General features: G+C 63.9%; 18 protein-coding genes. 6 read left to right on the top strand and 12 right to left on the bottom strand.

Annotation, left to right across the window (positions count from 1 at the left end; translation table 11 throughout):
* The first annotated feature begins 296 nt into the window (after positions 1 to 296).
* Positions 297 to 734 carry a copper resistance protein CopQ gene (locus tag ACOABP_RS20730; RefSeq protein ID WP_474229944.1) on the top strand — a complete coding sequence of 146 codons (438 nt, stop codon included), beginning with the start codon at positions 297 to 299 and terminating at the stop codon, positions 732 to 734.
* Positions 735 to 1006: 272 nt separating this feature from the next.
* Positions 1007 to 1621, top strand: coding sequence for a TetR/AcrR family transcriptional regulator (locus ACOABP_RS20725; protein ID WP_066737115.1), 615 nt, complete (start codon positions 1007 to 1009; stop codon positions 1619 to 1621).
* Between the two features lie 101 nt (positions 1622 to 1722).
* Here the strand turns inward: ACOABP_RS20725 and ACOABP_RS20720 are convergent, their stop codons facing one another.
* Positions 1723 to 2616: a hypothetical protein gene (locus ACOABP_RS20720; RefSeq protein ID WP_474229943.1), complete on the bottom strand. Its 894-nt coding sequence runs from the start codon at positions 2614 to 2616 to the stop codon at positions 1723 to 1725.
* A gap of 318 nt (positions 2617 to 2934) precedes the next feature.
* Here ACOABP_RS20720 and ACOABP_RS20715 point away from each other — a divergent pair, with 318 nt between their 5' ends.
* On the top strand, positions 2935 to 3903 hold the full coding sequence (locus tag ACOABP_RS20715; protein ID WP_474230470.1) for a hypothetical protein: 969 nt from the start codon (positions 2935 to 2937) through the stop codon (positions 3901 to 3903).
* A 17-nt stretch (positions 3904 to 3920) separates the two neighbouring features.
* Here the strand turns inward: ACOABP_RS20715 and ACOABP_RS20710 are convergent, their stop codons facing one another.
* The 3 genes from ACOABP_RS20710 to ACOABP_RS20700 form a co-directional block, all read right to left on the bottom strand.
* The gene (locus ACOABP_RS20710) at positions 3921 to 4151 is read right to left on the bottom strand and encodes a YMGG-like glycine zipper-containing protein (protein WP_474229941.1); all 231 of its coding nucleotides are present in this window, start codon (positions 4149 to 4151) and stop codon (positions 3921 to 3923) included.
* Between the two features lie 9 nt (positions 4152 to 4160).
* Positions 4161 to 4541: a hypothetical protein gene (locus ACOABP_RS20705; RefSeq protein ID WP_474229939.1), complete on the bottom strand. Its 381-nt coding sequence runs from the start codon at positions 4539 to 4541 to the stop codon at positions 4161 to 4163.
* Between the two features lie 103 nt (positions 4542 to 4644).
* On the bottom strand, positions 4645 to 5826 hold the full coding sequence (locus ACOABP_RS20700; RefSeq protein ID WP_474229938.1) for a porin: 1182 nt from the start codon (positions 5824 to 5826) through the stop codon (positions 4645 to 4647).
* A gap of 321 nt (positions 5827 to 6147) precedes the next feature.
* On the opposite strand from ACOABP_RS20700, the gene ACOABP_RS20695 reads away from it, so the two are divergent.
* Both ACOABP_RS20695 and ACOABP_RS20690 read left to right on the top strand, forming a co-directional pair.
* The gene (locus ACOABP_RS20695; RefSeq protein ID WP_474229936.1) at positions 6148 to 7503 is read left to right on the top strand and encodes a serine hydrolase domain-containing protein; all 1356 of its coding nucleotides are present in this window, start codon (positions 6148 to 6150) and stop codon (positions 7501 to 7503) included.
* Positions 7504 to 7662: 159 nt separating this feature from the next.
* Positions 7663 to 8592 carry a Bug family tripartite tricarboxylate transporter substrate binding protein gene (locus tag ACOABP_RS20690; protein ID WP_474230468.1) on the top strand — a complete coding sequence of 310 codons (930 nt, stop codon included), beginning with the start codon at positions 7663 to 7665 and terminating at the stop codon, positions 8590 to 8592.
* A 48-nt stretch (positions 8593 to 8640) separates the two neighbouring features.
* On the opposite strand, the gene ACOABP_RS20685 is transcribed toward ACOABP_RS20690, so the two are convergent.
* From ACOABP_RS20685 to ACOABP_RS20650, 8 genes are all read right to left on the bottom strand, one after another.
* Positions 8641 to 9555 carry a LysR family transcriptional regulator gene (locus tag ACOABP_RS20685; protein ID WP_474229934.1) on the bottom strand — a complete coding sequence of 305 codons (915 nt, stop codon included), beginning with the start codon at positions 9553 to 9555 and terminating at the stop codon, positions 8641 to 8643.
* 60 nt (positions 9556 to 9615) lie between these two features.
* The gene (locus ACOABP_RS20680) at positions 9616 to 10293 is read right to left on the bottom strand and encodes a dihydrofolate reductase family protein (RefSeq protein ID WP_474229932.1); all 678 of its coding nucleotides are present in this window, start codon (positions 10291 to 10293) and stop codon (positions 9616 to 9618) included.
* A 65-nt stretch (positions 10294 to 10358) separates the two neighbouring features.
* Positions 10359 to 11186, bottom strand: coding sequence for an SDR family oxidoreductase (locus tag ACOABP_RS20675; protein WP_474229930.1), 828 nt, complete (start codon positions 11184 to 11186; stop codon positions 10359 to 10361).
* 20 nt (positions 11187 to 11206) lie between these two features.
* Positions 11207 to 12286 carry an NAD(P)-dependent alcohol dehydrogenase gene (locus ACOABP_RS20670; RefSeq protein WP_474229928.1) on the bottom strand — a complete coding sequence of 360 codons (1080 nt, stop codon included), beginning with the start codon at positions 12284 to 12286 and terminating at the stop codon, positions 11207 to 11209.
* Between the two features lie 239 nt (positions 12287 to 12525).
* Positions 12526 to 14106 (bottom strand): isocitrate lyase, encoded by a 1581-nt coding sequence (locus ACOABP_RS20665; protein ID WP_474229926.1) that lies wholly within the window; start codon positions 14104 to 14106, stop codon positions 12526 to 12528.
* 388 nt (positions 14107 to 14494) lie between these two features.
* The gene (locus ACOABP_RS20660; protein ID WP_474229925.1) at positions 14495 to 15241 is read right to left on the bottom strand and encodes an alpha/beta fold hydrolase; all 747 of its coding nucleotides are present in this window, start codon (positions 15239 to 15241) and stop codon (positions 14495 to 14497) included.
* Positions 15238 to 16269 (bottom strand): M14 family zinc carboxypeptidase, encoded by a 1032-nt coding sequence (locus tag ACOABP_RS20655; RefSeq protein WP_474229923.1) that lies wholly within the window; start codon positions 16267 to 16269, stop codon positions 15238 to 15240. Before ACOABP_RS20655 ends, ACOABP_RS20660 begins: the two co-directional genes overlap by 4 nt.
* 31 nt (positions 16270 to 16300) lie before the next feature.
* Positions 16301 to 17215: a LysR substrate-binding domain-containing protein gene (locus ACOABP_RS20650; protein ID WP_474229921.1), complete on the bottom strand. Its 915-nt coding sequence runs from the start codon at positions 17213 to 17215 to the stop codon at positions 16301 to 16303.
* Positions 17216 to 17409: 194 nt separating this feature from the next.
* On the opposite strand from ACOABP_RS20650, the gene ACOABP_RS20645 reads away from it, so the two are divergent.
* Positions 17410 to 18669: a glutamate carboxypeptidase gene (locus tag ACOABP_RS20645; protein ID WP_474229920.1), complete on the top strand. Its 1260-nt coding sequence runs from the start codon at positions 17410 to 17412 to the stop codon at positions 18667 to 18669.
* Positions 18670 to 18677: the final 8 nt, after the last annotated feature.

Genomic DNA, 18677 nt, shown 5'->3' with positions numbered 1-18677 from the left:
CCTGATCGCGAATTCCCCTTGCTTATCTATCTACAGGTAGATAGTATTCGAGCCATGGACAGCGACGCAGCGCCAAACCGAAAGAAGAAGACGGCAAGGCAACGCGAAACGGTCCAAGCATCATCAGGCAGTTTCAGTAACCGGAGGCGGTCTTTTTTTTAGCCCTGGTCCTCTATCTAGCAGTAGGTAGCAGATGCGGTGAGGACCAAAAAAAAGGCCGCTGAAATTGCAGCACAGACCCATTGCCCGGCGATCGACCACCGAACCAGATCGCCCGGCCAAGCAAGGAGAGCATCATGAACGCCAAGACCATCCTGACCGCCGCCGCCCTCGCAGCCGCTTTCGTAACGGGCGCAGCCCAGGCCGCACAACCGCGCGGCGAAGCCTACGGTTATTCGTATCGTGTGAACGACCAACGCAGCGCCTTTACCGATGGCGCCCGCATCGGCAACCGCGATGCCTTCACGGACGGTGCCCGTATCGGTAACCGCGATGCCTATACCGACGGTGCCCGCATCACGAACCGCGACGGTTATACCGACGGTGCCCGTACGGCCGATCCGTACCTGGACGGTGCGCGCTTCGTCGCCGGCCTGGACACGAAGGGCGTTTCCGCCAGCCCGGCCCGCAAGGTCGACCCGTACCTGGACGGCGCCCGTGGCAATGGTCCGCGCAACCCGTACTTTGACGGTGCCCGCTCGACCGACGTGTACACCGACGGCGCCCTGGCCTGATCCCGGGCCCAGGCCAGAAATCTCGCCATGATCTGGCGATAACCCCGACGCAGACGGCACCTCACAAGGGTGCCCGTCTGCTTTTTACTAGGCGAACTACCATGAAAGCGATCGGACACGATGCCCTGGTCCTGGGCGGATGGCTGGCGCTGTGCGCCGTCAGTGGTGCAGCCATCACAGTGGTGGTGCAGACACTGGCCTGAGCCGCCTGGCGGTTGACTCCGGGAAAATCCCGGTTGAGTATCTATCTTCGTGTAGATAAAGTTCCAGCCATGAAAACGCAACCCGTCCGCGAGCAACTGCTCGAACATACGCTGGTCCTGATCCGCAGCCGCGGTTTCAATGGATTCAGCTATCGCGACCTGGCCGAACTGGTGGGGGTCAAGACCTCCAGCATCCACTATTACTTCCCGTCGAAGGACGATCTGGTTCTGGAGGCGGTGAAGGAGTACAGCCGGCGTATTTCCGAGCGGCTGGCCGGTATCGATGCGAGCTTGCCGGTGCTGGAACAGGCGCGTCAGTACCTGGACCCGCTGCGCCAGACCTGCGGCTCGGGGCAGATTTGCCTGGCTGGCATGCTGTCCACCGAAATCCTGAGCCTGCCGGAGTCGGTGCACCATGTGCTCAAGGAGTTCTATCACATCAACGAATCGTGGCTGACCAAGCTCCTGGAGCGCGGCCAGCACGAGCGTGAGACGCCGTATCCGGTGCCGCCGGCGATGCTGGCCCAGGTGATTTATGGTTCGCTGCAAAGCGGCCTGATCGCGGCCCGCCTGTTTGGCACCCACGAACGCCTGGATGCGGCGGCCGAGACGCTGCTTGGCGCGCTGTGCAACCAGCGTGCGAAGGCCTTGCTCGAATCCCAGGTGGCTTGCGGATCGCTGTAAGGGCCTGGCAAGGAACGGAATCGCTGAACGGAAACCGCCCGATGGTGTTGTGCCATCGGGCGGTTTTTTTTGCCTGGCCGATCCGTGCCGGCCAATGAAAATCAGAAGCGGAACACCACGCTGACCATCGGCCCCTTCAGTGTCAGCCGCTGCACCAGGTCGCCGCTACCAAGCTGGTAGGTCAGGTAGCGATAGGTCAGTTGCACGTCCCCCCACTTTGCCGCATAGGCCGCGCCGCCGGACGCCTGCACGGTATATCTGGAAGCGCCGGTCCCGACGTCGAGGTAATACGGCAGATACCACCGGTCGCTGCTGCCCAGCCGTATTCGCCCGCGCACGCCTATGATCGCGTCGACGATATTGGCGGTCTGCGCCACGCTGCCCTGCGTCGCCAGTGTGGCGCCTTGCTGCGTGAACGTGGCGGATAGCGTCCAGTTGGCGCTGGCACTGAGGTTCAGGTATCGAATGCCGCCGAGCGGCTCGACTGTTCCCCATGGCGCCCGCAGCGCCGTATAGGCCGCGGAGAGTCCGAAGATGCCGCCGCTCAGGCTGCTGCCGGTATTGGTCGCCAGTTCCCGGGGGATGGCAACCGCGCCGCCGCCTGCACCGACGGTGTTGAGGGTGGTCTGGTGGTTGCTGAAGTCCAGGTATGCCGCATCGGCGATGATGGTCCAGTCCCCCTTGCTGGCCTCCGCCTGCATCATGAAGAGGAACTTCAGGTTCTTGAGATAACTGTCGGGCCCGGTTCCCACGTCGAGCCTGCCGCCTCCGGTGGACGAGTCGCCGGAGAAGCTGAAGGCGCCGCTTACGTTGGGTAGCCAGAGGTACGGCGCAATCGCGAAGCGCCAGCCGTTTGCATCCGGTGACTCGGCATGTCCCGGCCCGGCAGCAATGGCAAGCAGGATGGCGATGCCGAGTCGCATCCTGCCCAGCCCCGCAAAAGACAGCCTGGGGTCGTTCCCGCCGAAGCGACTACCCCCTTGCATCGCTTTCATCGTTCATGCCTTCGCTCTGCCTTGCGGTTGTCGCCAATGTGCCTTGCGGTATCGCCTGCCTGCAGGCACCTCTTGCCAAGCCACTTCCCGATTGCCACGCTAGCCGGACTTGATGTGGCGCTCAATTGGCCCAAAGGGCTAATGCAGTGGCTGACGGGGCCTGCCATCCGACCGGCGGCTTGGCGGATGGCCTTTGGTCCAATGGACGAATCGGCCGGGTAAGAACAGATTCGAACGCCATCCACGGCAAGAACAGGAGGGCGCATGTCGTGGCGCGAACGGAAGCCCGTGTGGGTGGCTGCGTGGCGGCGGAAGGTCATGCGCCCGGCGACGGTGCTTGCGGCAATGCAGGTCCTGGCACCATCTTTCGCACACGCCCAGGCGGCGCAGCCGTTGGCGCCCACAGCGGTGTTGAACGTGGTCGGCGCCAATGTGCAACAGCGTGCCAATGGTGTGCTGTCGATCATGGCGTACTCCGTTGTGCCGGACCTGACCACCAGCGCGCTGTCGATCAGCAATGCGCAATCGGGTAACCCCGGCGTCGTCCTGTCGCAACTGACCGGTGGCTTTACTGTCAGCGAGTCGCTTCCGCTCTATCTGGAGGGTGCGCTCGCGTACAGCCGCTACGACCCGCAGTTTGTCGCCACGAATGGCGGCGAGTCGGTGTTGGTGCCAACCACCTGGAGCTCGGTTTCGGGCACGGGCGGCGTCGGGTGGGATTTCCCGCTGACCGCTGACCGGGAACTCGTGTTTCGGCCAATCTTCAATTTTTCGCTCGGCTATGTTTCCAGCGACCTCTCCGTCGCCAGGTCTGCCATTGGTGGAATCGGCGGACTGGTGATCGATTTTCTGGATCGCGGCACGTTGAATGCATGGGGTGTGGGCGGCTCGGCGATGCTGGACTGGCGACGCCGCCGCCCCGAATACGAAGCCGATGCCAGCGTGCGCTACACGAACATCCATCTGCAGAGCATGGGCGGATCTTCGGCGGCCGTGCAGGGCTCGGCGTCGGCGCAGGCCGTCAACATGTATGCGCGCTGGCGCGCGCCGACCGGCATGGTGGCGTTGGACAGGCCGCTGCGTTACGTACTGGAAATGTCGCACTCCCAGTATCTGGGCAGCCAGGCAGGCGTGCTGGGTTTCAACCGGCTGACGTCGATTGGTGTTGGCCTGGAACTGGATGCCAGTGCGCACGAGGTGTTTCTCACGCGCATCCGCACGGTGGTCCGCTACGTCTTCGGCAATAACGTGTCAGGTGTCTCGCTGGGGCTGGCTGCAAGCTTCTGAGCCGAGGCCCGGGCGACCTACCACTGCTGCTGTTGCTTGCCCTTGATGTTGCCCGCCACACCGCCGGCCACGGCGCCAATGGCGGCCCCGGTCCAGCCGCTGCCGCCCGCAATGGCGGCGATGCCGGCGCCCGCGGCGGCACCGAGGCCAGCGCCGGTCACGGTGCCTTGCTGCTGCGGTGTCATGTTCGTGCATCCCGCAGCGCCAGCGGCGATCAGCATCGCCCCAACCAGTTGAAGTCGTTTCATGGCATCACCTTACTTCCTGGTCTGCAGGCCTGGCACGACCATCTCGAACCAGATCGTTTCTATGACGGGCCGCTGCAACTGGTCAGGATGCGCGGCATACCAGCGATCCACGCCCTGGCGCACGGAGTCCAGCGATTGGCCCCTGAGCCCTCTTGCAAACCGGGGCACAATGCTCTGCGCGTCGGGCGGCGGCTTGCCCTCGTGATAGGCAATATCCACCTGGACCAGATTGGCGATGCCGACGAGATAGGCTTTCTTGGTCTGCTCGGTGGAGTCTGTCCACTGCTTGCCGGTAATCAGCGGGATTTCATCGGCGCGGGCGCCAGTCCCCAATGCCAGAGTCATGAGTGCCGCAGCCGTCACTGCGAGCCGGCTTGGTATTCTTGCCATTGCGGTCTCCATCAGTGTTGCCGTTACTTCACGCAGCCATGCGCTCGTTCATATTAGTCGCAATTCCGGCGTTCGGAAGACGGCTAAACCCACAAGCCTTTGCTCAGAACTTGTGGCGTAGTCCCAATGCGATGCCCAGCATCGAACTCTGCCCGTTCGCCAGCGCATAGCTGTTGCCGAGCGAGAGGCTGTTGGCATAGAAGATGGCCGCGGATTCCAGGCCAAGGCCCGCATTTTTCGCGTAGGCGGCACTGATATAGACATCGGTGCGCTTGGAAAATGCGTAGTTCGAGATAAAGGCGATCTGCCAGGGATTGGGCTGGTTCGCGTTGCCGAACTGGTTCTTGACGTCGTCGTAGTTGTACTCGAGCATCAGGCCAATTGAGGTCGTCAGCTGATAAGTCCCGCCGATCCAGTAGAAGTTGTCACGAAAGAACTCGGCGCCCACCTGGTTCTTGTTCTGGCCCCAGCGGTAGCCGCCCATGAGCTTGGCGGCGCCGAAGGCGTAGCTGACCCCCGCGGCGGCCTTCTTGAACGTGCCGCTGCCGGCATTGGTTGGGTTTGCGGCCGGCGCGATGGTCGGATTGAACTGGTCATAGCTGAGAACCACGCCCACTGGGCCGGCTGCATAGACCACCGACGCGCCATAGGCGGTGTCGCGCCGGAACTGACCCGGTACCTCGCCGTTGCCGCCGAGAATGAACGGTGCGCCAACGGTTGGCGGCAACGCCAGACCGGTACCGAAGGACCAGTGCGCCAGTGCCGTGACAGGACCGAACGTGCCGGTGTACTTGATCGTGTTGTCCTCGCGGAAATTGGCCCCGGCCAGCACTACGGCCGGTTCGTATTGCGTGGCATAGGCGGCCGGCACGAAGTTCGCCAGCGACTCGAACATCGACGTGTACTGGCGGCCGAGCGACAACTGCCCGTATTCGCTTTGCAGGCCGACGAAGGCTTGCCGGCCGAACAGCCGGCCGCCTTGCTGCGAGGTGCCATTGTCAGCATTGAAGCCGCTTTCCAGCACGAACACCGCCTTGAGGCCCATGCCCAGTCCCTCGGTGCCGCGCAACCCCCAGCGCGACCCCGATACGCCGCCGGAATCCATCCGCACGACACTGTGCGACGGGCCGGAATTGAAGCCATTGGCGGCCACCGGTACGGCGCCGAGGTGATTGACATACTCGACATTGACGTCGACCACGCCATAGAGCGTCACGTTCGACTGCGCGTGCACCTGGCAGGCCAGGGCCTGCAACGCCACAACCGCAAGAAGTCTCAGTCTCATGTCTGCCTCTCCTCGATCTTGTTATGGGTGTCATGGCGTGCCGGCGCTCTGGGTCCACGCGTGTCGCTTGCATGGAATGCCACCCTGACACTTCGATCTGTCTGCTGGCGCACGCTGGCATCGCACTTTGGCCGCCAATCCCTTCCTGGTCGCGCACCGCGTCGATGCTTGATATGGCAAGGGCCCGCAAGCTTCCGCAAATCTATCGATCCATTCTATTTCGGAATATCGAATGGCGATTGGCTGCGCCACTATCTGACCATGCAGGGGCAGGTACTGCCGACCGAACGGTTCATGCCTCTTGTCCGTCGTGGAGACATCATGAGATTGCCATTTTCGTGGGCGATGGCGGAGTTCGGCCGTCCGCCCGTTAGTTGTGTGCCGACGTTGCCAGTCATGCCGCCGGGGCCATCGCTGGCTCCCCCGGCTGTGCATCCCGTCCCGGATGCGGGCGATGGCATCATGCAGGGCTTTCCGCCGCCCCCCGGCAAGCAGGTGATGCGAGGCAGCGGACTGCGTCCGCCGTTCATGCGATGGGCCCTGAGCCACACCCGGGAGCTGGCGCCCACCGTGGGCATCCGGCATGCCGCGCAGCCCATGCCGCTGCCAGAGGCGCCAGGCCATCAGATCGACGATCTCACATTGACCGTGGCGGCCCGAAGCCTGCGCGTGGACGACTACCTGCGCGCGACCCACACGGATGGCTTTATCGTGTTGCATCGGGGGCGCGTGGTCTACGAGAAGTACTTCGGTGACTTCCATCGTCACCAGCCGCATATCTGGGCATCGATGACCAAATCGGTGACGGGCTTGCTGGCGTCGATGCTGATCAGCGAAGGCAAGCTCGACCCGCAGGCGCCGTTGTGCCAATACGTGCCCGAACTCAAGGGGAATCCGTTTGGCGACGCCACCGTGCAACGCAACCTTGATATGGAAGTGTCCGTCGGCTATCCGCAGGAACTGCCGCCGGACCTGGGCCTGTTCGGGGCCGTAGGCATCGTGCCGCGCAAGGACGGAGCGCCCGACAACATCTACGACTTCCTGCAGATCACGCACGCCACCGGCGCGGCCACCGATGCGCCCATCTGGTACTACCAGAATGGTTCGGCCGAGGCGATTGCCTGGGCACTGCGCCGGCTTGCGGGCCAGCGCTGGTCGGAACTGGTGACCGACCGGATCTGGTCCAGGATGGCCGACGACGACGCCTACGCCAGCGTGGACCGTCTTGGAACCGAGATGGCAAGCGGTGGCCTGAATTCCACGCTGCGCGACGCGGCACGCTTTGCCGAGGCGGTGCGCCGCGCGATGCAGGGCGAGCCGACAGGGCCGATTCCGCCCGCCGCCGTACGCATCGCATTTCAGCCAGCCGAAAATCAGTCCCGGTTTTCCCGCGGCAACCTGGTGGCGGGCCGCGATGGCTATGGCTATCGCAACTACTGGTTCCAGTGCAACGACGGGGATGGCAGCGTGGAGGCGAGCGGCCGATTCGGCCAGCGCATCTATATCAATCCGCGCAGGGACCTGGTTGCCGTCAAGTTTGCTTCGAGCCCGGACGATGCCGCACGTCCCACGAGCGCCGCCGATATCCGTCGCGCCGATGATCCCGCTCGGTTGCTGGAGACATCCGCGGCGCTGATTGCGGCCGTGCTGGCGGTGCAGCGCAGTGTCATGCCATGACCCGACCGCATGCATGCCGTCGCCGCAGGGTACCTGGCCCCGGTCCCAGGCAATGAACAGAGAGATCGAAGGAGTTTCAAGGTGGGTAATGATTGCGTGACAGATGGGATGAACCGGGCCCGACGCCGGTTTCTTGTACAGGTCGGTGGCACCTTGGCGATGGCCCTTGCCGGCCCTGCCATGGCGGAAAAATGGCCCTCGCGGCCGATCCGGTTCGTGACGGCATCGGGGGCTGGCGATCCGGTGGACCTGCAGTTGCGCGAATACCTGAAGTCGCTGTCACCGGCGCTGGGCAATGTTCCGATGATCGTCGACAACAAGGTGGGGGCGGCCGGCCAGATCGCCGCGCAATCCGTGTTGCTGGCGCCGCCGGAAGGGTACGACTTCCTGCTGGCCAGCGCGAACTTCACCATCACGCAGAGCTACTTTCGCAAGCTGACGTACCGGCCGATGGCCGACTTCACGCCGGTAGCCATGACAGGCTCGGCGCCGGTCGGCCTGGCGATTCCGGCGTCGAACCCGAGCCGTACGCTGCGCGAATGGACGACATGGGCGCGTCGTCAGGGCGGTGCGCTGAATTACGCGTCGCTTGGCAACGGCACCGTTCCCCATCTGTACGGATTCCAGCTCACCAATGATGCTGGATTCGACGCCACGCATATTCCATACAAGGGGGCCGGCGCAGGGCTGATGGATCTGCTGCGCGGGCAGATCTCGTTCATGATGCTGGACATCGTGAACCTGTGCCCGCTACTGGCGAAGCAGCAGGTCAGGATCCTGGCGGTGACCGGCAATGAGCGATCGCCGCACCTGCCCGACGTGCCCACGTTCAGGGAGCAAGGGTTTTCCGGATATGACCGGACTGGCTGGACTGCCCTGATGGCCCGCCATGGCACTTCGCCAGACGTCGTGCAGAAGCTCAACGAGTCCATGGACCGCACAAGTGCCACGGACGAGTGGCGCCGCAAGCGCGCTGAAGTCTGGTCGAACTGGAAGCCGATGGCACCCGGCGACATCGCGCGCCAGATGCAGGGCGAGGCCGCCGCGTGGGGAGAACTGGTCCGGCGCGTTGGCGTATACGGTGATTGATCGGGGTGGATGACGATGTACGGCGGCGCACGGACTGCGCCGCCGGTATCAATGCTTGCCGCCGACGGAGCGAAAGGCCGCCGCCCGCTTGACGAGGATTTCCACCAGCCGGGCGGCAAGTGGCGACTGGTAGCCGTCGTTGCGGCGCAGGATGCCCACATGGCGCGGCCACCTGAGATTGGGCACGTCCAGCGCGCGCAGCCCCCGCGTGGACTGCGCCAGCGTTCCGCGCCCGATTACCGTGAGCAGGTCGGTCTTGCGAATCGCCTCCATCAGGCCTTCTGCCGACGAGTTTGTTTCGAGGGCGACAGCGGGCGGCGGCAGGCCCGCATCGGTGAAACTGGCATCCACGAGCTTGCGGGCGATGACCTCGGCATTGGGCAGCAGCCACGGATAATCGCCAAGATCAGCCAGGCGCAACGACCGCTTGCCATGGAGCGGGTGCTGGTCACGGGCCACCACAACCAGGTCGTCCTCGAAAAGCAGCGTTTGTTCCAACTCGGCGTCCGGCTTGCGTGACAGGGTGGCGATGCACAGGTCGAGTTCGCCGCGGCGCAGGCCGGTCACCAACGGATCGTTCAGCCCGATCGTCACCTGCACCCGTGCCGCGGGACGCTGTCTGATCAGGTCCGCGAAGGCGTCCGAGAAGACCGTGCCGACGAGCGACGACGGCACGCCCACCCGAACCACGCCAAGCTTGCCAAGGTGGAGATCGTTGGCTTCCCTGATGGCATCGTGCAGCGAACTCCGGACAGTCAGAATGCGCTCAAGGAACACAGCGCCCGAGGTGGTCAGGTTCATGCCCCGGGACGATCGCACAAACAGCTGGATACCGAGTTGTTGCTCCAGGCGTTGAATGCCCTTGGTCAAGGCAGGCTGGCTCTGTCCCATCTGTTCCGCCGCCCGTGCAATCTGCCCGGCCTGGGCAACCGCGACAAAATAGTTCAAATCCTCGAGACGCATGGTATTCCGTGCTGTTATCAAACACCGAATACCGATAATGAAAGGAAGGGTGGCGAATCGTCAAGCTGCCTGCGATGCATTGCCCGTTGGCAGCCTGCGTTGCAGGACGACATGCGTGGCTTTTTCCGTCGCGACGAATTCAACGCATTCGTATCCAAGGGCCCGCAGGTCAATGCCTTCGAACAGCGATTCTCCCCGACCAAGCAGGACCGGCGCGATGGCAAAATGCAGTTCGTCGATCAGGCCCTGGCGAAGGTATTGCCGGATCGTGTCCGCGCCACCGCCGATTCGCACGTCCTTTCCGGCTGCGGCCTCGCGCGCACGGTCGAGTGCCTCGGTGGCCCCGCCCGTGATGAAGTGGAAGGTCGTTCCGCCTTCCATTTCAATGGAGGGGCGCGCGTGATGGGTCAGGACAAAGACTGGCACGTGATACGGTGGACTATCGCCCCACCAGCCTTTCCAGTTCGTGTCGGGCCATTCTCCGCGAATGGGGCCGAACATGTTTCTACCAAGAATCCAGGCCCCGACATTCTGAAAACCACGGGCGGCAAAATCATCGTCAATCCCGGTCGTGCCGCCGTCCTTGCCAAACAGGGACCGCTGGAACGTGCGTGTGGGAATCAGCCACTGATGCAGATCCGTTCCACCCACGCCCAGCGGATGGTCGATGTCCTGATCCGGCCCTGCGCCGTATCCGTCCAGCGAGATGGTGAAGCCTTCAACGCGAACGCGTGCCATGGTTTGCCTCCGTATTGTCGTTCGACGGTAAATGTACCGGATACCGACAAACAGGGTAAATCCGGTTACTGCGGCGCCAGGTCTCCGTACCAATAGGCGGCGGTCACGCCTCCGTCCATCAGGAAGTCGCTGCCGGTAATAAAGCCGCCGTCCGGCCCCATCAACAGTGCCGCCACGTTGGCAACTTCGTCGGGCGTGCCGGGGCGTTTCGCGGGGCAGCCGTCGATCATGCGTTGATACCCTGCGCCGCGAGGCCCGGAAAGTTCGTCCCTGGCCAATGGCGTAATGATGATGCCCGGGCTGATGGTGTTGACGCGCGCGCCGTGCCTGCCCCATCGGACAGCTTCGGACATGACCCGCAGGGCGTTGCCGCGCTTGGAGAGCTGGTACGCATGAAGCGAATCCCTGACCTGGTCGCCTTGCAGCATTGGCAACTGCAGCAGTTGCTCGGCCGGTGTTGTCGCTAGTGCCCGGGATTGTTCCTCCGGCAGCGGCCCCAGACGGTGGCCGGACTGCGAAGCGATGACGATGCCCGAACCGCCACCCTCGATGACGTTTCCGAATGTCTCAAGGATGACGGCAGTGCCGTAGAGGTCGACCTTCAGGATGGTCTCGGGCGATGCTTGCGATGGCGATACGCCAGCGGCATGGACAAGGCCATGCACGGGCCCCAGCGCCGTGGCCTTGGCGACCAGCGCCTCGATGGAAGCGCGCGACGAGACATCGACAACCGTCGTGGTGACGTCGAATCCCGCGTCGTTCAGGGTTTTCGCGGCGGCTTCGGCATTTTGCTGGTGCAGGTCGGCAAGCAGCAGGTGCTTGCCGACCCCCACGCGCCGGGCGATGGCCAAGCCAATGGAGCCGGGTCCGATGACGACGATGACTTGGGCCATCTGTTTCTCCGTCTGAAGCGTCAGGCAGTTGGGCTTGCCGTTGCGGTGGGGTCGAGCGTGGACATATCGATGACAAAGCGATATTTGACGTCGCCAGCCACGGTGCGGTCGTAGGCGGTGTTGACATCCTTCATCGCCACCATCTCGATATCGCAGGTAATGTTGTGTTCGCCGCAGAAATCAAGCATTTCCTGCGTTTCCGGCAGACCACCAATCAACGAGCCAGCCATCGAGCGCCGGCGGAAAATAAACGGAACCCCGCTTGTGTGCGTCAGCGTTTCAACGGCGCCGACGATAACCATCGTACCGTCACGCTTCAGCAGGTTCATGTAGGGGTCGGTATCGTGGCCGACCGGGATGGTATTCAGCAGGAAGTCGAACGTGTTGGCCGCATTCGCCATGGCGTCCGCATCCTTCGAAATCAGGATCTCGTCCGCGCCGAGTTTCCTGGCGTCGCGTCCCTTTTCTGGCGAGGTGGTAATCATCACGACGTGTGCGCCCATGGCATGTGCGAACTTCACGCCCATGTGCCCCAGGCCGCCCAGGCCGACGATGCCCACCCGCTGGCCGGGTCCGACCTTCCAGTGCTTCAGCGGGGAATACGTGGTAATGCCCGCGCAGAGCAGCGGGGCCGCCGCGGCCGGGTCCAGGTTTTCGGGCACGCGCAGTACGAATCGCTCGTCGACCGTGATCTTGTCGGCATATCCGCCGTAGGTGACGGTATGCGGCGTGCCGCCAATCTTGTCTTCGCTGTTGTAGGTAGCCGTCCAGCCATTTTCGCAATACTGCTCCAGCCCGTCGCTGCAAGACTGGCAATGGCGACAACTGTCGACCAGGCAGCCTACGCCCACCAGATCGCCGGCCTTGTATTTCGTGACTTCCGCGCCGACTGCCGAAACGCGCCCGACAATCTCATGTCCCGGGACGAACGGATAGGTGGTGCCGCCCCACTCGTTGCGAGCGGAATGGATGTCCGAATGGCAAATGCCGCAGTAAAGGATATCGATCGCAACATCCTGCGGACGCGGTTCGCGCCGCTCGAAGCGGAAGGGGCCGAGTTGGGATTCGGCCGAATGCGTGGCGTAGCCAAATGCTTTCATTGGGGTTCTCCTGAGTTCAGCGCCATAGACGAAAGCCTAGCAGCGCGAACGCATGCGATTAAGAACCGCAATCTGCATGAGCCTATAAAGGCCGCTAATGAATGGCGCGCCACGCACTTTCGGTTCACGCAACGCCCCGCGGGCAAAAAAAACGCCAACCCGTAATGGGTTGGCGTTTTGCCGAGGTTGTTTCCGACGGTATTCCCGTCAGTACTCCCGACGCTTGCGCGTGGCGGATATCAGAACTGGTTCATCGTGTTGTCTTTGCCGGCGGCCTTCAGGGCTGCGTCGCCGCTGAAGTATTCCTTGTGATCGTCGCCGATATCCGAGCCGGACATGTTCTGGTGCTTGACACATGCGATGCCCTGGCGGATTTCCTTGCGCTGCACGCCAGCCACGTAGCCCAGCATGCCCTGGTCGCCGAAGTATTCCTTGGCCAGGTTGTCAGTCGACAGCGCGGCGGTATGGTACGTCGGCAGCGTGATCAGGTGGTGGAAGATGCCGGCTTCACGCGATGCATCGGCCTGGAAGGTGCGGATATTCTCGTCGGCCAGCTTCGCCAGTTCGGTGTCGTCGTATTCGGCGCTCATCAGCTGGCCGCGCTCGTAGGCCGACACGTCCTTGCCGGCAGCCTTCATCGTGTCGTACGCCTGCTGGCGGAAGTTCAGCGTCCAGTTGAATGACGGGCTGTTGTTGTACACCAGCTTTGCGTTCGGGATGACCTTGCGGATCTCGCGGACCATGCCGGCGATCTGCTCGATATGCGGCTTTTCGGTTTCGATCCACAGCAGGTCGGCGCCGTTCTGCAGCGACGTGATGCTGTCCAGCACGCAGCGCGCTTCGCCCGTACCGGCGCGGAACTGGAACAGGTTGCTGGGCAGGCGCTTGGGACGCATCAGCTTGCCGTTCTGCTTGATCACGACGTCACCGTTGCCCAGCGTGTCGGCCGAGATCTCCTCGCAATCCAGGAAGGAGTTGTACTGGTCGCCCAGGTCGCCCGGCGTGTGGGTCACGGCGATCTGCTTGGTCAGGCCGGCGCCCAGCGAGTCGGTACGGGTCACGATGATGCCGTCGTCCACGCCCAGTTCCAGGAACGCGTAGCGGATGGCGCGGACCTTGGCCAGGAAGTCTTCATGCGGCACGGTGACCTTGCCGTCCTGGTGGCCGCACTGCTTCTCGTCGGACACCTGGTTTTCGATCTGGATGCAGCAGGCGCCCGCTTCGATGAACTGCTTGGCCAGCAGGTAAGTGGCTTCCGCGTTGCCGAAACCCGCGTCGATGTCGGCGATGATGGGCACCACGTGGGTCACGTGGTTGTCGATCTTTTCCTGGATGGCGGCCTTGGCAGCACCCTGGGCAGCGTCCAGCTCGCGGAACAGGCCGCCCAGTTCACGGGCGTCGGCCTGGCGCAGGAACGTGTACAGCTCGCGGATCAGCGCGCTGACCGAGGTCTTCTCGTGCATCGACTGGTCCGGCAGCGGGCCGAACTCGGAGCGCAGCGCGGCAACCATCCAGCCCGACAGGTACAGGTAGCGGCGCTCGGTGCTCTTGAAGTGCTTCTTGATGGAGATCATCTTCTGCTGGCCGATGAAGCCGTGCCAGCAACCCAGCGACTGGGTGTACTTGGCCGGGTTGGCGTCATAGGCGGCCATGTCGGCGCGCATGATCCTGGCGGTGTACTTGGCAATGTCCAGGCCCGTCTTGAACTTGTTCTGGGCACGCATGCGGGCGGCATACTCGGGATTGATGGCATCCCATGCGCTGCCGTGGCTTGCCTTCAAACCTGCAATTGCCTTGATGTCGTCTTGATACTGGGCCATGTCGATTTCCTGAGAAGTAAGGGTGTCTGCGAGAAGGGTTTCAGGGTGCCGCCGGGTGTTTCGAAGCAAGCAGCGTGGAAATAATTGTATGAGCGTTTTGCTGCGCAGCAACTAACTCTTATATAAGACATAAGACTTTGTTTATCCTTATTATTCAATGAGATAGACGATGAATTTTGAGATGTGAAACGCGTTTTCTCAGAACGAAACCCGCGCGCAGGGGGAATGCCTCCCCGGATTTCGCAATGTGAAAGGTGCTTTCAGGTGTCGGATTCCGGGGCGGTAGACGGATGGCCCGGGAGACGAACGCAAGTGCGGTCGTCAGAATCCGGCCAAATTCGGGGCGAGTGCGCCCCGCCATCCGCAGGATCAGGGAACGATCTATCTATTACCGGTGCATCGCGGCGCCGGCGGTCTCGCATAGCCACTGCGGATCGTCGTGCGGCAGGTCATGCCCGGCCCATGGGTGGCGCGCGTGGGGTACGCCCCAGGCCGCTGCCAGACGTGCGGAGCAATTGGGGTTCACCAGCCGGTCGGCGTCGGATGACACCACCAGCGTCGCGCACTGCGGCGGCTGGCGGTGCGCACGAAAGCGAGCGGCGGCCACCAGTTGCAGCCATGCCGCCTCGCGCGAGACCGGGGCGGTCTGGCCAATTTCCACCCAGCGCGCGAGGTCGGCGTCGAGGGTATCGAGCCGCTCGCAGGTCAGCCGGTGGACTACGCGCTCGCAGCGCGGACGATTGTCCCAGTAGCGGGCCATGCCCAGCAGGGCCGCCCAGTTGCGCAGTCGCAGCCGCTCGGCGGGATGGCTGAACGGCCGCATGCTCGTATTGACCAGCACCAGGCCGCCGATCTCGCCGGGCCATCCTTGTGCCCAGTCAGTGGCAACCATGGCGCCCAGCGACATTGCCAGGACGCGCCACGGACCGCTGCGACCCGTGGCCCGTGCCGCTGCCCGTACGGCCTCTGTCATGCCCCGGACGCTGCCCGGTACCGGCAGGTGGCGTGCACTGCCGTTGCCAGGCAGGTCGATCATCAGTGGCGCGGGCAGGCCGTGCGCGGACCAGCGTTCGGGCAGTTCGCCCCAGTGGCGCGACTCGCGGGTCAGGCCGCGCAGGAAGATCCATCCGCTCATGGCGCGGGCTTGCCGTTCTGCCAGTGCGCGCGGGCCTGCTCCAGCAGATGCTGGCGATGCGAACCCTGCGGCAGCCAGCGCGAGGGCGCCACTGCCACGCGGCCCAGGAAGTCGAACAGGCTCACATGGCGCCGCAGCACGCGGGCGGTGCGGTGTGCCTTGATCGGATTGAAGATACCGGCCCGCGAGAACAGCTGGCGCGGATTCTTCTTGATCCAGAGCCACGACCCAAGCTCCAGCGTCATCGGCAGGAACAGGCATGCCGGCGGCGTGCGATCGTAGGCGTAGTCCCAGAGGTCGCCATGCAGCAGGTACTGGTGGCTCTGCGGCTCGAAGGCATAGCCATGGTGCGGGTGAGCCTGTTCGAACATGGTCTTGAGCAGATACATCTCAGGCAGGTGTTGCATCGGCGTATGCGTGCGCGCATACGGAAACCAGATGCTGTCGCGCCAGCCGTAGCCGGAATGGCAGTCCACGGCAAAGCTCAGTGGCCGGGGCAGCAGTTCGGTTTCCACCACGCGCAGCAGCGCCATGCTTTCGGCTTCCATCGGCGACCCCGCGCGGCCGCGATACCACGGCAGCCAGCTGCCGATGCGCTGGCCGCCGGCCAGGAACGGCACCCGGGCATCGGCATTCTGGGGCGCATTGCGCATCAGGTCCACGCCATTCGGATTGGCGCGCGTGGCGATATACATGCCCCCGGGGTTCACGATCGGCATGAACACCAGCCGCACGCTTTCGAGCTGCCGGTGCAGCAGGTCGTCCCAGCTCAGCCGGCACAGCAGCGAACGCATGTAGCCCAGCACCAGCTGCGTGCCAATGCGTTCCAGGCCGTGGATGCCGCCGAATATACCGATGGCTGGCGCATCGGGGGCATGCGTGCCCAGGCTGGCCACCGGTACGGCGAACGTGCGGTCGAGCACGGTGACATGGCATGCCGTGCGGGTTTCGAACCACGGTGCGCCCAGTTCCAGCAGCGTCAGCAGTTGATCGTATTCTGGAAAGCTCGAAGGGACCGTACCGGTCATCGGCGGGGCTCGGGGGGCTGGATGGGGCGGTTCAGTTCAATATAGGCGCTGGCGGCGGCGCTTCGCAATGCAGCGCGGCCGCGCCTGCGGGCGCCACCAGACAGTCGAGAAGGGCGCCCACCAGGCGGGTGTGGCGGCGGCCGTTCAGGCAGTACAGGTATTCGTGGATAACCGGTGCCGCGCTGGCGAACGGCACCACCACCAGCGCCGGATCGCGCGGCACTTCTCCTGCCGGCATGACACTGGCGCCGAGGTTGTGGCGAATGGCCTCGCAGATGGCCTCGCGGCTGCCGATCACCGTATGCGGCGGCATGCCTGTACCCACTGCGCGCAGCGAAGCCTCGGTGGCCTCGCGCGTCATCGATCCCTGTTCGCGCACCAGCAGATGGCACGCGGCCAGCTCTGACACCTCCACGCGTGGCCGGCGCGCCAGCGGATGCACCGGGTGTACCACCAGCACCATCGGGTCGGCCGCCAGCGTGACGCGGTGCAGGCGGTCGTCGTCCAGCGCGTGCGACGACACGGCAGCGTCGATGCGGTACTCGTACAGCGCCTCGATCATCTGCTTGGAGTTGCCGATCTCGATACTGATCTCGATGGCCGGATAGCGCTGCCGGAAGGCGGCAACGCTGCGCAGGATGTAGTAGGGCCCGGTGGCGCCGATACGCAGGTTGCCAAAGCGCAGGTTGCCCGCGTTGCGCAGCAGGAAGTCGGCATTGCTTTCCTGTTGCATGATCTGCTCGGCCAGCGGCATCAGCGCCACGCCAACGTCACTGAGGTCCACGCGGCTGGCCCGGCGATGGAACAGTTCCACGCCGTACAACTCCTCGAGCTGCCGGATGCGTCCGGTGACCGTGGGCTGGCTCACGCGCAACTGACGCGCGGCCGTGGTGATGCTGCCCTGTCGCGCCACCTCGTAGAAGGTCATCAGCAGGTCGCCAAGCATGGGACTCCCGGGGACAAAAAAGCGATAGCCGGGGACTATAAGGCGGAAATATGACAGCGTGACGAATCCATGCGTTCGGTCAATCGCCACGGTGAGGTGGCTGGCAATAATGCCGCCTCGGGGCGCGAATGACCATCCAGAGATCACCAGACAGCGCCGACGCCGAGAGGGGTGTTTCACTCAGGAGTCACACGATGTACAGGACAATGCTTGGCGCGGCGGCCATCGCCGTCACGATGATGATGTCTTACGGCTGCTCGGACAGTGTCGCCGCGCCGCCTGCCTACGACAGCGCGCTCGACGCCGCCGCCCGTGCGCAGCAGGCGCCCACGCTTGCCACGCTGGAAGCGCTGGTCAATATCGAAACCGGCCCCGGGGATGCGGCCGGCATGAAGGCAATGGGCGACTACCTGGCCACGCGGCTGGCCGGTCTGGGTGCCGCCGTGACCCGACACCCGGCGCAGGCCGGCGTGGTCGGCGACAACATCGTGGGCGTGTTCCAGGGCACCGGCACCACGAAGATCCTGCTGATGGCCCATATGGATACCGTGTATCCGCACGGATTTTTGGCCAAAGCACCATTCCGGATCGATGGAAACCATGCCTACGGGCCCGGCATTGCCGACGACAAGAGCGGGCTCGCGGTCATCCTGCATGCGCTGCAGTTGCTCGATGCACGCGGCTTCCGCGACTACGGCACGCTGACCGTGCTGTTCAATACCGACGAGGAAACCGGGTCGTTCGGGTCGCACGCGCTGATCGAGCGGCTGGCGGCGTCGCACGACTATGTCCTGTCCCATGAACCGGCCTTTGCCACGGCCGAGAGCTTTGGCCTGGCTACGTCGGGCATTGCCCATGCGGAAGTCACGATCAAGGGGGTGGCCTCGCATGCCGGCGTCGCGCCCGAGCTTGGCGTCAACGCCCTGACCGAAGCTGCGGACCTGATCCTGCGTACGCAGGACATCGACGACAAGGCGCGCGAGATCCGCTTCAACTGGACGCTGGCGTCCGCGGGGTCGGCGACGAACGCGATTCCGGCCACGGCGACGCTCACGGCCGACATGCGGTACGGCCGCAATGACGACTACGACGCCATCGTCGCCATGCTCGACGAGCGCGCCCGGCGCAAGCGGCTGCCGGCCGCCGAGATCACCATCGACATGAAGCGGGGCCGGCCCGCGTTCAATGCCTCGGCCGCCGGCCAGGCACTGGCCGCGAAAGGGCAGGCGATCTATCAGGAAGTGGGCGGCAGCGTCGGCATTGCCGCCGCGCGCACGGGCGGCGGCAGCGACGCCGCCTACGCCGCGCTGTCAGGCAAGCCCGTGCTGGAGGGCATGGGCCTGCCCGGCTTCGGCTATCACACCAATGCCGACGAATACATCCTGATCGATGCCATTCCACGCCGCCTGTACCTGGAGGCGCGCATGATCATGGACCTGAGCCTGGGCCGGTAGCGCGGCCG

Source organism: Cupriavidus sp. HE11 (assembly GCF_056097175.1).
This window is presented reverse-complemented; position numbering and strand designations above follow the sequence as displayed.